The following is a 12,714-nucleotide window of genomic DNA, read 5'->3' as shown; positions in this document are numbered from 1 at the left end:
TCACGCAGGCCTTGATCTGTCGCTAGAATCCGGCGCTTGTGCCCCATTTCTACAAGGCTTGTACTTCATGCTGATGGCATCGCTGATATTCCTCCTGACCATTACCCTGGTGATCTGGCAGCCCCGCGGCCTGGGCGTTGGCTGGAGTGCCACGGGCGGGGCGCTGCTGGCGTTGCTCTGCGGGGTGGTGCAGTGGAGCGATATTCCGGTGGTCTGGCAGATCATCTGGAACGCCACCGGCACCTTCATTGCCCTGATTATCATCAGCCTGTTGCTCGATGCTGCTGGCTTTTTTGCCTGGGCGGCGCTGCACGTGGCGCGTTGGGGGCGCGGCAGTGGCCAGCGGCTGTTCTGCTTCATCGTACTGCTGGGGGCACTGGTGTCGGCGTTGTTTGCCAACGACGGCGCGGCGCTGATCCTCACCCCGATCGTGGTGGCCATGCTCCTGGCCCTGCGCTTCAGCCCGGCGGCGACCCTGGCTTTTGTCATGGCCGCAGGTTTTATAGCCGATACCGCGAGCTTGCCGCTGGTGGTGTCGAACCTGGTCAACATCGTCTCTGCGGACTTCTTCGGTATTGGGTTCAACCGTTATGCGGCGGTGATGGTGCCGGTCAACCTGGTTGCCGTGGCGGCAACCCTGGCGGTGCTGTTGTGGTACTTCCGCCGTGATATCCCGGCAGACTACGACCCGCTGCAACTGGATGCGCCGCGCAGCGTGGTGCAAGACCCGGCGACGTTTGTTGCCGGCTGGCTGGTGCTGGCGATCCTGCTGCTCGGCTGTTTTGCCCTTGAGCCGCTGGGCATCCCCATCAGCGCGATTTCGGCGGTGTGTGCACTGGTGTTGCTGCTGGTGGCGGCACGCGGGCACAGGATTTCCACGCGCAAGGTGCTCAAAGAAGCGCCCTGGCACATCGTGGTGTTCTCCTTAGGGATGTACCTGGTGGTCTATGGCCTGCGCAACGCCGGGCTGACCGATTACCTGGCCGGTTGGCTCAACGCATTCGCCAGCGGCGGGGTGTGGGGTGCGGCGCTGGGTACCGGGCTGCTGACCGCGGTGCTGTCGTCGATCATGAACAACCTGCCGACGGTGCTGATCGGCGCCTTGTCGATCGATGCCAGTGCCGCCACCGGGGTGGTCAAGGAAGCGATGATCTACGCCAACGTGATCGGCAGTGACCTGGGGCCGAAAATTACCCCGATCGGCAGCCTGGCGACCCTGTTGTGGTTGCATGTGCTGGAGCGCAAGGGGGTGAAGATTGGCTGGGGGTATTACTTCAAGGTCGGGATTGTGCTGACGCTGCCGGTGTTGCTGCTGACGCTGGTGGCGCTGGCGTTGCGCTTGACGGTGGTTTAGGGCTGGCCTGATCACGGGGCAAGTCGAGGCGTCGCACCGCCGCTCCCACAAAACCATTTACCCGGGAAGATTGGGCCAAAGGTCAGAGACCAGGAACAAGCGCTCGGCTTCCTCCCACTCGCCACGCTCGCCCTCGACCAGCCTTACCAGCAATTGCGCCGGTGCCAGCGGGTCCAGGGCCTGCAGCCAGGTTTCGAAGCGCTGCACCGACCAGCAGTCCTGCGCCGGATAACAGGCCGGCGCCAGCCAGGCATGGCGCGGTAGCGGCTGCCAGCGACCAGCCGCGCTTTGCGCCCGCAATGACGCCCAGTCCCGCTGATGCAACCAGAGCCCGCGCAAATGCTGCGGGTTGGCCCCACGCGGCGCTTGCGCCTGCCCCGGCCAGGGGTAGAGCAGGTAACCGCCCAGCCACAATTGCGCACTGAACTGCTCGATCTCCAGCGCCGCCAGCGCTTCGCGGCTTTCCGCGCGCGCCGAAATCGGCAACTGGTGTTCGGCCAGGTGGGCAAGCTTGCGGTCCAGGCGGTCATGGCAACCCGGCCCCAGCCACTGCGCCGGGTTCTCTCCCGTGCCGTTCTGCGGCCCCAGGTACAGCTTGATCGCCAGCTCCAGGTGGTGCACACCGTCGCTGTCGCGCAGCAACAGGTCCAGCTCGCCGAGGGTGTGCCCGCCATTGCGGATCGGCAGGTTGGCAGCCAACAGGGTAACGCCGGGAGCATGCTGGAGGACGAACTGCCATAGACGTTCGTAGTACAAACCCAGGCGCCGGGTGCTGGCCTGGGCCAGCCAGTGCAGCAGGGGCTGGCTGTCGCGGTCTTGTGCCAGCAGCCACTGGCGCAGTTGTTCAGGCTCGGCTACCCAGCGGCTGGCCGCCAGCGGGTGGCGCTGCGGCCACGGCGTGTCGCGCAGCATCGGCGGCGCCAGGATCACCCAGGCCAGGTCGCGCACCTGGGGCTGGCGCAACTGGCGGGGCAGGTCGGTCAGGCTGGGAAACGGGTTCATTCTGCGAGCATAGCCGCTCAGCCTGCGCGCTTGCTGAATTTCTCCGGCGTTTGCCGCTGCCCGGCGCTTTCGCCCATAATCGAACTCTTTGGCGAGCATCGCCTCTTTACCCGCCGCAGAGCCCTGGAGCCCCATGGAGCAATTTCGCAATATCGGTATCATCGGACGTCTGGGCAGCTCCCAGGTGCTCGATACCATTCGCCGACTGAAAAAATTCCTGCTGGCGCGGCATCTGCACGTGATCCTCGAGGACACCATCGCCGAAGTCCTGCCCGGCCACGGCCTGCAAACTTCGACCCGCAAGCTGCTGGGCGAGGTCTGCGACCTGGTGATCGTCGTCGGTGGCGACGGCAGCCTGCTCGGCGCCGCCCGCGCCCTGGCCCGGCACAACATTCCGGTACTGGGCATCAACCGTGGCAGCCTGGGCTTTCTGACCGACATCCGCCCCGATGAGCTGGAGGTCAAGGTCGCCGAGGTGCTCGACGGCCACTACCTGGTGGAAAACCGCTTCCTGCTGCAGGCCGAAGTGCGCCGTCACGCCGAAGCCATCGGCCAGGGCGACGCCCTCAACGATGTGGTGCTGCACCCGGGCAAGTCGACGCGAATGATCGAGTTCGAGATCTACATCGATGGCCAGTTCGTCTGCAGCCAGAAGGCCGACGGCCTGATCGTCGCCACGCCGACCGGCTCGACCGCCTACGCGCTGTCGGCGGGCGGGCCGATCATGCACCCCAAGCTCGACGCCATCGTCATCGTGCCGATGTACCCGCACACGCTGTCGGGGCGGCCGATCGTGGTTGACGGCAACAGTGAGCTCAAGATCGTCGTGTCCAAGGACCTGCAGATCTACCCGCAGATTTCCTGCGACGGCCAGAACCATTTCACCTGCGCGCCTGGCGATACCATCACGGTCAACAAGAAGCCGCAGAAGCTGCGCCTGATCCATCCGCTGGATCACAATTACTACGAGGTATGCCGGACCAAGCTCGGCTGGGGCAGCCGCCTGGGTGGTGGAGGCGAGTGATGCTCGATCCCGCTCGCAGTTTCGACCTGATCGGTGACGTGCACGGCTGTGCACATACCCTCGAACGCCTGCTCGACGCCCTCGGCTACAAGCGCCAGGGTGGCGTCTGGCGGCATCCGTCGCGCCAGGCCGTGTTCCTTGGCGACATCATCGACCGTGGCCCGCGGATTCGCGAAGCGCTGCACATCGTCCATGACATGGTCGAGGCCGGCCAGGCCCACTGCATCATGGGCAACCACGAGTACAACGCCCTGGGCTGGAACACCCCGGCGCTGCCCGAGAGCGGCAAGCACTACGTGCGCGAGCACACCCCGCGCCACGGCCGGCTGATCTACGAAACCTTGACCCAGTTCGAACAGCATCCAGGCGACTGGCATGACTTTCTCGAGTGGTTCTACGAACTGCCGTTGTTCATCGACGCCGGGCGTTTTCGCGTTGTCCATGCCTGCTGGGATGCGCGGCTGATCGACCCCCTGCGCCAGCAGTACCCGGACGGGCGCATCGACGAGCATTTCATCCAGGCTTCGGCAGTGCCTGAGAGCTTTGCCGCCACAGTCTGCAACCGCCTGTTGCGCGGCACCGACATGCGCCTGCCGGACGGTTTGACCCTGACTGGCGGCGACGGCCTGACCCGGGCGTTTTTCCGCACCAAGTTCTGGGAAGAAGACCCGCAGACCTACGGCGATATCGTCTTCCAGCCCGATGCGTTGCCCGAGCAGGTGGCCAGTGCGCCGCTCAGCCACAGCCAGAAGAACGCCTTGCTGCGCTACAGCGAGGACGAGCCGATGCTGTTCGTCGGCCATTACTGGCGCAGCGGCAAACCAGCGCCGATCCGCGCCAACCTGGCCTGCCTGGACTACAGTGCGGTGCTGTACGGCAAACTGGTCGCTTACCGCCTGGATGCTGAAACCCGCATCGACCCGCGCAAGTTCGTCTGGGTTGATGTCGACCGGCCGGAGGCCAGCCAATGACTGCAGTGGTGGTATTACGTATGCCGTTGAGTACCGATCTCAGCGGCTTTGTCGGCCTGTTGCGGCGCCTGCAGGTGCCGCACCGGGTCAGCGAGGAGGGCGGTGACCAGGTGTTGTGGGTGGCCGAGAACCTCGCCGAAGACGTACGCCAGCTTTACCAGCGTTTCCCCGAGGGCAATGCCGAGTTCGAACTGCCGGCCGATGCCGCCCTGGCGCCGCCGGCGCGTCCGAGCATCGGCGAGCAGTTGCGCGCCAGCAAGGCCACGGCGGCGATCCTCCTGCTGTGCCTGATCGTCGCCGGCCTTACTGGCCTTGGCGACAACTTCGCGACCTTGAGCTGGCTGACCTTCCTCGATTTTCGCGTGCAGGGCGACTACCTGTACTTCACCCCCTTGGCCGCCAGCCTTGCCGATGGCCAGTGGTGGCGCCTGTTCACGCCGATGCTGGTGCATTTCGGCATCCTCCACCTGGCCATGAACGGCCTCTGGTACTGGGAACTGGGCCGGCGCATCGAACTGCGCCAGGGGCCATGGAACCTGCTCGGCCTGACCTTGCTGTTCAGCCTGGTGTCCAACGCTGCGCAGTACCTGTTTGGCGGCCCGAGCCTGTTCGGCGGCTTGTCGGGGGTGCTCTACGGTTTGCTCGGACACATCTGGCTGTACCAGTGGCTGGCGCCCAACCCGGTGTATCGCATGCCGCGCGGCGTGCTGGTGATGATGCTGGTGTGGCTGCTGCTGTGCCTGTCCGGTTTGATCAGCCTGCTCGGCTTCGGCCAGATCGCCAACGCCGCCCATGTCGGCGGGCTGTTGGTCGGTTGCCTCAGCGGGCTCTTGGGCGGGGCGCTGGCCCGGCGTAAACTGACCGCTTGATTTTGGGAGACCTTATGTCCACTTTTGCGCAAATGATTGAAAACATCACCCCGGAAATCTACCAGAGCCTGAAACTGGCGGTAGAGCTGGGCAAATGGGCAGACGGGCGCAAGCTCACCACCGAGCAGAAAGAGCTGTCGCTGCAGGCGGTGATCGCCTGGGAGCTGCAGAACCTGCCGGAAGAACAGCGTACCGGTTACATGGGCCCGCAGGAATGCGCCTCGAAGTCGGCACCGGTGCCGAACATCCTGTTCAAGTCGGATGCGATCCATTGATCGAACTCGGCCGCGGCTCCATCAGTAAAATGTCGGCGCGTCTCGATGCGCCGGTGGTGCAGTACGCTTTTCGTCTGGGCGAGCAGGAAGTGCCGGTCAACCCCTTGATCGGCAAGACCCTGCGCCTGGAATACCTCGGTGCCATCCATTGCAGCCACTGCGGGCGCAAGACCAAGACCAGCTTCAGCCAGGGTTATTGCTACCCGTGCATGACCAAGCTTGCGCAGTGCGACGTGTGCATCATGGCCCCGGAAAAGTGCCACTACGATCAGGGCACCTGCCGCGAACCTTCGTGGGGCGAGCAGTTCTGCATGACCGATCATGTGGTGTACCTGGCCAACTCCTCAGGCATCAAGGTCGGCATTACCCGGGCGACCCAGTTGCCCACCCGCTGGCTAGACCAGGGCGCCAGCCAGGCGCTGCCGATCGTGCGGGTTGCCACCCGCCAGCAGTCGGGGCTGGTCGAAGACCTGTTCCGCAGCCAGGTGGCCGACCGCACCAACTGGCGCGCCTTGCTCAAGGGCGATGCCGAGGCGGTCGACCTGCTTGCCGTGCGCGATCAACTGTTCGACAGCTGCGCCGAGGGCCTGACTGCCCTGCAGGCGCGATTCGGCCTACAGGCCGTGCAGCCGTTGAATGATGGTGAAGTGCTGGAAATCCGCTACCCGGTCGAGGCCTACCCGAGCAAGATCGTCAGCTTTAACCTGGATAAGAATCCCGTGGCTGAAGGCACGCTGCTGGGCATCAAGGGCCAGTACCTGATCTTCGACACCGGCGTGATCAATATTCGCAAATACACGGCGTACCAGCTCGCCGTGCATCAGTAAAAAAGGACCGCCACATGCGTACCGAACAGCCGCAAGTGATCTACCTCAAGGACTATCAGGCCCCCGAATACCTGATCGACGAGACCCACCTGACCTTCGAACTGTTCGAGGACCACAGCCTGGTCCACGCGCAGCTGGTCATGCGCCGCAATCCGGCCCGTGGTGCCGGCCTGCCGCCGCTGGTGCTCGACGGCCAGCAGTTGGAGCTGCTCAGCGTCGCCCTGGACGACCAGGCCCTGGCCGCCGGCGACTACCAGCTCGATGACAGCCACCTGACCGTACAGCCCAAGGCTGCGACCTTCACCCTCGACACCAGCGTGAAGATCCACCCCGAGCGCAACACCGCCCTCGAAGGCCTGTACAAGTCCGGCAGCATGTTCTGCACCCAGTGCGAGGCCGAGGGTTTTCGCAAGATCACCTACTACCTCGACCGCCCGGACGTGATGAGCAAGTTCACCACCACGGTGATCGCCGAGCAGCATCGCTACCCGGTGCTGCTGTCCAACGGCAACCCGGTCGGTACTGGCCCGCAGGAAGATGGCCGGCATTGGGCAACCTGGGAAGACCCGTTCATGAAACCGGCCTACCTGTTCGCCCTGGTCGCCGGTGACCTGTGGTGCGTCGAAGACAAGTTCACCCGCCAGTCGGGCCGTGACGTGACCCTGCGCATTTATGTCGAGCCGGAAAACATCGACAAGTGCCAGCACGCCATGACCAGCCTGAAGAAGTCCATGCGCTGGGACGAGGAAGTCTATGGCCGCGAGTACGACCTGGACATCTTCATGATCGTCGCGGTCAACGACTTCAACATGGGCGCCATGGAAAACAAGGGCCTGAACATCTTCAACTCCAGCTGCGTGCTGGCCCGCGCCGAAACCGCCACCGACGCCGCGCACCAGCGGGTCGAGGCGGTGGTCGCCCACGAATACTTCCACAACTGGTCGGGCAACCGCGTGACCTGCCGTGACTGGTTCCAGCTGTCGCTCAAGGAAGGCTTCACGGTGTTCCGTGACTCGGAGTTCAGCGCCGACATGAACTCGCGCACGGTCAAGCGTATCGAGGACGTCGCCTACCTGCGCACCCACCAGTTCGCCGAAGACGCCGGGCCCATGGCCCACGCCGTGCGCCCCGACAGCTTCATCGAGATCTCCAACTTCTACACCCTGACCGTGTACGAGAAGGGCTCGGAAGTGGTGCGCATGGTCCGCACCCTGCTGGGCGCCGAGGGTTTCCGTAAAGGCAGCGACCTGTACTTCGAGCGTCATGACGGCCAGGCCGTGACCTGCGATGACTTCATCAAGGCCATGGAAGACGCCAACGGCGTCGACCTGACCCAGTTCAAGCGTTGGTACAGCCAGGCCGGCACGCCGCGCCTGGCAGTCAGCGAGGCTTACGACAGCGCCACGCAGACTTACAGCCTGACGTTCCGCCAGAGCTGCCCGGCCACCCCGGACAAGGTCGAGAAAAAACCATTCGTGATCCCGGTGGAACTGGGCCTGCTCGATGCCCAGGGCAACGACATTGCCCTGCGCCTGCAAGGTGAAGCGGCAGCAGACGGCACCTCGCGGGTGTTGTCGGTCACCGAAGCCGAGCAGACCTTCACCTTCGAGGGCATCGCTGCCAAGCCGCTACCCTCCTTGCTGCGTGGCTTCAGTGCCCCGGTCAAGCTGAGCTTTCCGTATGACCGTGACCAGCTGATGTTCCTCATGCAGCACGACAGCGATGGTTTCAATCGCTGGGAAGCCGGCCAGCAACTGTCGGTACAGGTGCTGCAGGAACTGATCGCCCAGCACCAGCAGGGCGCCAAGCTAATGCTGGATCAGCGCCTGGTGACCGCGTTGGGTACGGTGCTGGCCAACGAGCAACTGGACCAGGCCATGGTCGCCGAGATGCTCTCGCTGCCCAGCGAAGCCTACCTCACCGAAATCAGCGAAGTGGCTGACGTCGATGCCATCCACGCCGCCCGCGAGTTCGCCCGCAAGCAGATCGCCGAGCAGCTGTTCGATGCCCTCAACGCACGCTACCAGGCCAACCGCGCGCTATCGCGTGGCACCGAGTACGTTGCCGAAGCCGAGCACTTTGCCCGTCGCAGCCTGCAGAACATCGTGCTCTCGTACCTGATGCTCAGCGCCCGGCCCGAAGTGCTGGCTGCAACCCTGGAGCAGTTTGACGCCTGTGACAACATGACCGAGCGCCTCACCGCCCTGGCCGTGCTGGTCAACTCGCCGTTCGAGACGGAGCGGGCCAAGGCCCTGGAAAGCTTTGCCGAGCACTTCAAGGACAACCCCCTGGTCATGGACCAATGGTTCAGCGTACAGGCGGCCAGCACCCTGCCGGGCGGCCTGGCGCGGGTCAAGGCGCTGATGCAGCACCCGGCCTTCACCATGAAGAACCCGAACAAGGTCCGCGCCCTGATCGGTGCCTTCGCCGGGCAGAACCTGGTCAACTTCCATGCCGGCGATGGTTCGGGCTATCGCTTCCTGGCGGACCTGGTGATCGAGCTCAACGCCCTCAACCCGCAGATCGCTTCGCGGCAACTGGCGCCGCTGACCCGCTGGCGCAAATACGACAGCGCCCGTCAGGCGTTGATGAAAGGCGAGCTGGAGCGGATTCTGGCGTCGGGTTCGTTGTCCAGCGATGTGTATGAGGTTGTGAGCAAAAGTCTGGCCTGAAGACCCTATCGCGGGTCAAGTCGAGGCGTCGCACCGCCGCTCCCACAGGGAACTGCATGCACCGACCCTGTGGGAGCGGGCTTGACCCGCGATTGCTTCCCCGCAAATCCTGCGCTTAACAAAAGATAACGTCCCGTTCGTTGTCAGCCCTTTGCAAACCCCGATAGGATGGCTCTCAGCTATTGCGGGGCTCTGGAACACGGTTTTTGCAGTACCTGCATATAGATTGACCCAAATAACAATAAACGGGGGATAGATCTATGACTGAGCCTGTCATGGCGGGTCTCGGCGCTGCTGCGCGTAAAGCCGGCAATCGCCCTTGGGCATTGGCCGCCAGCGGCTTGCTGGTCTTGGCAATCGGGCTGTGGGCCAATACGGCCGAAGCCGCAGCCGCGCAAACCGATGACTACTCCACCCAATCGTCCAAGGCGGTAAAAAGCTTGCTGCTGGACGTCACCAAGGCCGGCGCACGCCTGGTCGCCGTGGGTGATCGTGGCCATATCCTGTTTTCCGATGACCAGGGCAAGTCCTGGACCCAGGCCAAGGTGCCGACCCGGCAACTGCTCACCGCCGTCTATTTTGTCGACGACCAGCACGGCTGGGCGGTCGGCCACGATGCGCAGATCCTCGCCAGCACCGACGGCGGCGCTACCTGGAGCAAACAATTCGAAGACCTGGCGCGTGAAGCGCCGCTGCTCGATGTCTGGTTCAAGGACACCCAGCACGGCATCGCCGTGGGCGCCTATGGCGCATTGCTGGAAACCACCGACGGTGGCAAGCACTGGAACGATGTCGGCGATCGGCTGCATAACGATGACCAGTTCCACCTCAACGGCATCGCCGCGGTAAAAGACGCCGGCCTGTTCATCGTTGGTGAGCAGGGCAGCATGTTCCGCTCCAGCGACGACGGCCAGACCTGGGAAAAGCTCGAAGGCCCTTATGAAGGCTCGCTGTTCGGCGTCACCGGCACCGCCCAGCCACGCACCTTGCTGGCCTACGGCTTGCGCGGCAACCTCTACCGTTCCAGCGATTTTGGCGACACCTGGCAACAGATCAAATTGAAAGCCGCGCGCGGCAACCTCGAATTTGGTCTGGCAAGCGCTACGCTTCTCGATGATGGCAGCCTGGTACTCGTGGGCAATGGCGGCAGCGTGCTGCGCAGCAGCGACGACGGTCAGAGCTTCAGCGTGTTCAACCGGGCCGATCGCATTGCCCTGGCCGGCGTCAGCGGGCTGAATGAAGGGCGCCTGGTGCTGGTGGGCCAGGGTGGCGTGCACCTGGCTTCGGCCCAGGGCGCCGAAGGAGTGCAGCCATGACCCGTCAGGAGCAGTTCAACATGAACCAGCAGCAACACCATCAGGACAAGGCGACCTTGCTTGAGCGCCTGATCTTCAATAACCGCCCGGTGGTGATCCTCATCTGCCTGCTGGTCAGCGTGTTCCTGTTCTGGCAGGCCACGCAGATTCGTCCGTCCACCAGCTTCGAAAAAATGATCCCGCTCGAGCATCCGTTCATCGAGAAGATGCTCGAACACCGCAACGACCTGGCCAACCTCGGCAACACCGTGCGCATCTCGGTGGAGGCCACCGACGGCGACATCTTCAGCAAGGACTACATGGAAACCCTGCGTCAGGTGCATGACGAGGTGTTCTACATCCCCGGCGTCGACCGCTCCGGGCTTAAGTCGCTGTGGAGCCCCAGCGTGCGCTGGACCGAAGTGACCGAAGAGGGCTTCGCCGGCGGCGAGGTGATCCCGCAGACCTACGACGGCTCGGCCGACAGCCTCGACCAGTTGCGCAACAACGTGCTCAAGTCCGGGCAGGTCGGGCGCCTGGTGGCCAACAACTTCAAGTCGAGCATCATCGACATCCCGCTGCTGGAGTCCTACCCCGACCCGCAGGACCAGGGCAGGCTGATCAAGCTCGACTACCAGCAATTCTCCCATCAGCTCGAAGAGAAGATCCGCGACAAGTTCCAGGCCCAGAACCCCAACGTGAAGGTGCACATCGTCGGCTTCGCCAAGAAGGTCGGTGACCTGATCGACGGCCTGATGATGGTGGCGATGTTCTTCGGCATCGCCCTGGTGATCACCTGGGTGCTGCTGTACTGGTTCACCTGGTGTATCCGCAGCACCATCGCGGTGCTGATCACCACCCTGGTGGCGGTGGTCTGGCAATTGGGCCTGATGCATGCGGTGGGTTTCGGTCTTGACCCGTACTCGATGCTGGTGCCGTTCCTGATCTTCGCCATCGGCATCTCCCACGGGGTGCAGAAGATCAACGGCATCGCTTTGCAGTCCAGTGATGCCGACAACGCCCTGACCGCGGCCCGGCGCACCTTCCGCCAGCTGTTCCTGCCGGGGATGATCGCCATCCTGGCCGACGCCGTGGGCTTCATCACCCTGTTGATCATCGACATCGGCGTGATCCGCGAGCTGGCCATCGGCGCTTCGATCGGTGTGGCGGTAATCGTCTTTACCAACCTGATCCTGCTGCCGGTCGCCATCTCTTATGTCGGCATCAGCAAGAAGGCCATCGAGCGCAGCAAGAAGGACGCCACCCGCGAGCATCCGTTCTGGCGCCTGCTGTCCAATTTTGCCAGCGCCAAGGTCGCGCCGGTGTCCATCGTCCTGGCCTTGCTGGCCTTCGGTGGCGGCCTCTGGTACAGCCAGAACCTGAAGATCGGCGACCTCGACCAGGGCGCGCCGGAGCTGCGTCCGGACTCGCGCTACAACCAGGACAACGCCTTCATCATCAACAACTACTCGACCAGCTCCGACGTGCTGGTGGTCATGGTCAAGACCCCGACCGAAGGCTGCTCGGTGCACTCGACCATGGCGCCGATCGACGAGCTGATGTGGAAGATGGAGAACACCCAGGGGGTGCAATCGGCGATCTCCCTGGTGACCGTGTCCAAGCAGATGATCAAGGGCATGAACGAGGGCAACCTGAAATGGGAAAGCCTGTCGCGCAACCCGGACGTGCTCAACAGCTCGATCTCCCGAGCCGACGGCCTGTACAACGCCGACTGCTCGCTGGCGCCGGTGCTGATCTTCCTCAACGACCACAAGGCCGAGACCCTCGACCGCGCGGTCAAGGCGGTGCAGGAATTTGCCGACACCCACAACAAGGAAGGCCTGGAGTTCCTCCTGGCGGCCGGTAACGCCGGTATCGAGGCGGCCACCAACGAGGTGATCAAGTCGGCCGAGCTGACCATCCTGATCCTGGTGTACATCTGCGTGGCGGTGATGTGCATGATCACCTTCCGCTCGTTTGCCGCAACCTTGTGCATTGTCCTGCCGCTGGTGCTGACCTCGGTGCTGGGCAACGCCCTGATGGCCTTCATGGGCATCGGCGTCAAGGTCGCGACCCTGCCGGTGGTGGCGCTGGGCGTGGGTATCGGCGTGGACTACGGCATCTACATCTACAGCCGCCTGGAGAGTTTCCTGCGTGCCGGGCTGCCGCTGCAGGAAGCCTACTACCAGACCCTCAAGTCCACCGGCAAGGCGGTGCTGTTCACCGGCCTGTGCCTGGCCATCGGCGTGTGCACCTGGATCTTCTCGGCGATCAAGTTCCAGGCCGACATGGGCCTGATGCTGACCTTCATGCTGCTGTGGAACATGTTCGGCGCGTTGTGGCTGCTGCCGGCACTGGCGCGGTTCCTGATCAAGCCGGAAAAAATGGCGGGCAAGCAGGGCGGTTCGATTTTCGCCCATTGATG

At 63.6% G+C, this 12,714-nt stretch carries 10 protein-coding genes; 9 read left to right on the top strand and 1 reads right to left on the bottom strand.

Going from position 1 to position 12,714, the window contains the following annotated elements:
* Positions 1-67 precede the first annotated feature (67 nt).
* The gene (locus tag ACZ9A3_RS15645) at positions 68-1,354 is read left to right on the top strand and encodes an arsenic transporter (protein WP_045195073.1); all 1,287 of its coding nucleotides are present in this window, start codon (positions 68-70) and stop codon (positions 1,352-1,354) included.
* Between the two features lie 57 nt (positions 1,355-1,411).
* On the opposite strand, the gene ACZ9A3_RS15640 is transcribed toward ACZ9A3_RS15645, so the two are convergent.
* A complete protein-coding gene (locus ACZ9A3_RS15640; RefSeq protein ID WP_093380641.1) occupies positions 1,412-2,356 on the bottom strand; it encodes a DUF1853 family protein in 945 nt (314 codons plus the stop codon).
* A gap of 133 nt (positions 2,357-2,489) precedes the next feature.
* Here ACZ9A3_RS15640 and ACZ9A3_RS15635 point away from each other — a divergent pair, with 133 nt between their 5' ends.
* From ACZ9A3_RS15635 to ACZ9A3_RS15600, 8 genes are all read left to right on the top strand, one after another.
* Positions 2,490-3,380: an NAD(+) kinase gene (locus ACZ9A3_RS15635; RefSeq protein WP_045195070.1), complete on the top strand. Its 891-nt coding sequence runs from the start codon at positions 2,490-2,492 to the stop codon at positions 3,378-3,380.
* A complete protein-coding gene (locus ACZ9A3_RS15630) occupies positions 3,380-4,351 on the top strand; it encodes a metallophosphoesterase (RefSeq protein WP_093380644.1) in 972 nt (323 codons plus the stop codon). The genes ACZ9A3_RS15635 and ACZ9A3_RS15630 overlap by 1 nt, the downstream gene beginning before the upstream one ends.
* Positions 4,348-5,220, top strand: coding sequence for a rhomboid family intramembrane serine protease (locus ACZ9A3_RS15625; RefSeq protein ID WP_045195066.1), 873 nt, complete (start codon positions 4,348-4,350; stop codon positions 5,218-5,220). Before ACZ9A3_RS15630 ends, ACZ9A3_RS15625 begins: the two co-directional genes overlap by 4 nt.
* A 14-nt stretch (positions 5,221-5,234) precedes the next feature.
* On the top strand, positions 5,235-5,495 hold the full coding sequence (locus ACZ9A3_RS15620) for a YeaC family protein (protein ID WP_045195064.1): 261 nt from the start codon (positions 5,235-5,237) through the stop codon (positions 5,493-5,495).
* Positions 5,492-6,322 carry a DUF2797 domain-containing protein gene (locus tag ACZ9A3_RS15615; protein WP_045195062.1) on the top strand — a complete coding sequence of 277 codons (831 nt, stop codon included), beginning with the start codon at positions 5,492-5,494 and terminating at the stop codon, positions 6,320-6,322. Before ACZ9A3_RS15620 ends, ACZ9A3_RS15615 begins: the two co-directional genes overlap by 4 nt.
* A 14-nt stretch (positions 6,323-6,336) precedes the next feature.
* A complete protein-coding gene (pepN, locus tag ACZ9A3_RS15610) occupies positions 6,337-8,994 on the top strand; it encodes an aminopeptidase N (RefSeq protein ID WP_476252891.1) in 2,658 nt (885 codons plus the stop codon).
* Positions 8,995-9,254: 260 nt separating this feature from the next.
* On the top strand, positions 9,255-10,310 hold the full coding sequence (locus ACZ9A3_RS15605; protein WP_093380649.1) for a YCF48-related protein: 1,056 nt from the start codon (positions 9,255-9,257) through the stop codon (positions 10,308-10,310).
* Positions 10,311-10,330: 20 nt separating this feature from the next.
* Positions 10,331-12,712 carry an efflux RND transporter permease subunit gene (locus ACZ9A3_RS15600; protein ID WP_093387402.1) on the top strand — a complete coding sequence of 794 codons (2,382 nt, stop codon included), beginning with the start codon at positions 10,331-10,333 and terminating at the stop codon, positions 12,710-12,712.
* Positions 12,713-12,714 lie beyond the last annotated feature (2 nt).

The sequence above is a fragment of the Pseudomonas sp. TE4620 genome (assembly GCF_056279045.1).
This window is presented reverse-complemented; position numbering and strand designations above follow the sequence as displayed.